Source organism: Neisseria sp. P0022.S010, from assembly GCF_051956635.1.
The window spans coordinates 1-1,436 of the sequence record NZ_JBQCXF010000678.1; the positions used below are offsets into that span (position 1 = coordinate 1).

1 protein-coding gene is annotated in these 1,436 nt (G+C 46.9%); it reads left to right on the forward strand.

What is annotated here, in order from left to right; translation table 11 throughout:
• The first annotated feature begins 143 nt into the window (after nt 1-143).
• The gene (locus ACTHUT_RS20585; RefSeq protein ID WP_250600875.1) at nt 144-1,232 is read left to right on the forward strand and encodes a metallophosphoesterase; all 1,089 of its coding nucleotides are present in this window, start codon (nt 144-146) and stop codon (nt 1,230-1,232) included.
• The last annotated feature ends 204 nt before the right edge of the window (nt 1,233-1,436 follow it).

Below are 1,436 nucleotides of genomic sequence, written 5' to 3' on the forward strand. Positions count from 1 at the left end.
GTGCGTGATCAGGAATAATAGCTGATTGAGGTTGGCTCATGATGATTCCTTTCAAAATATTATGGGTTTTTACGCGGTGGATTATACACTGAAAGTTTCAGACGGCCTAAAATCTGCCTTTTAATTTTTTAGGGCAAAAAGGCATGTTTGGCAAGATGTTTTTTGTGAGCGTTATTCTGTTGCAAGTGTTTACATTCGGGCTTGGGCGTTCGCTGCAATGGCTGTTTGCGCCTTGGATTGGCAAAATCGGCAGACGTTGGCTGATGGGTATTTCCTATTTCATTACAAACGGCTTGTTGGTCGGCTTGCTGCTGGAGTTGGGGCATATAATGTTCCGTGTGGTGGCGTTTTGGATGGTGATCTTGCTGTTTGTGATGTATGCCGCGTTGGCGACATTTATCCTGTATCTTTTGCTGCGCCGTTTTGTGGCGCGCCAACCGCTGTCACGAAGCCTGCGGCTGTTTGCGCCTTTGTTTGTGGCCGGTTTACTCGGTTTTGGGATGTATAACGCCTATACGCCCGTTGTCCGCCATCAAACCGTATTCATCAATAAGAAAATGGATAAGCCGCTGCGTATCGGCGTGGCCAGCGATTTACACTTGGGGATTTTGTTTGGCGCGCGTCAATTGGACAAGCTGACGGACATTATGAAGCGGGAACAAGTCGATATGGTGTTGCTGCCGGGCGATTTGATGGACGATACCGTCGATGCTTACCTTAAAGAAAACATGAAACCGCATTTGCAGAAGCTGACTGCACCGATGGGCGTTTATGCCACTTTAGGCAATCATGACTGGTTCCGCGATCAGAAGCGTATCAAGCATGAATTGGAAGCGGCAGGTTTGACGGTTTTGGCCAATCAGGTTTTGGAAGTGAATGGCGTGTTGCTGGTAGGGCGGAGCGATGATTTGGATCGCAAGCGTCCCAGTGCGGAACAGCTTTTGGAAGGTCAAAATACCCAATTACCGGTTTTATTGATGGACCACCGTCCTACTTCAATCGAAGCCCATGCCCGGCTGCCGATTGATGTGCAAGTTTCCGGCCATGTTCACAACGGTCAAGTTGCACCTGCCAACCTTATTGTCCGTACGCTTTATCGTCTTGCTTACGGTTATGAGGCGATTGGCAACGGCCATTTCTTCGCCACTTCGGGCTACGGCTTCTGGGGCATTCCCCTTCGTTTGGGTTCGCAATCAGAAGTGTGGGTTATCGACATCAAGTCAAGGCATTGAAATAGAAATATAAACTTCAGGCCGTCTGAATTTCAGACGGCCTTTTTTATAAAAACTGGGAAAAAATATTGGAATTGGATTATAATCAATGTAAAAAATCAGCCATCGATATGAGTGGCATCATAACTAGGGAACTCACTATGGGCATTATTAGTCTTACACTTATCTTCGTATCAATCGCCGCCGTCTTATTGTATTTCAAAC